Annotated in this window: 1 pseudogene; it reads right to left on the minus strand. The window is 55.5% G+C overall.

From position 1 onward, the window contains the following. Nucleotides 1-183: pseudogene (locus SB754_RS21575) on the minus strand (hypothetical protein); the annotation flags it as partial. Nucleotides 184-254 lie beyond the last annotated feature (71 nt).

Here is a 254-nt window from a genome sequence, read left to right on the forward strand (position 1 = left end):
GTCCATGCCGCTTTCTACCTGTGCAATCGCGCGCAGAAGTTGCGGTGAAACGTGATACCGCTCGCCGGCCTCGCGAAAACAGTAAGCCTGAGCGGAGGCACACAGAAACAGCGTGCCCGTCAGGACGTATAACGCGAGCCGGGCGGCAATGGCTGCCCGCTTAAACGCTGGCTTTCTCATCATTCAGTTTCCTGTGAGTTCGATATAGCGCGTGTAAACCTTACGTGCATATCGCATACGAAAGGCCTCATTTG

Origin of the sequence: Leifsonia sp. SIMBA_070, assembly GCF_046534635.1 — a bacterium.
Lineage (GTDB): Bacteria > Actinomycetota > Actinomycetes > Actinomycetales > Microbacteriaceae > Leifsonia.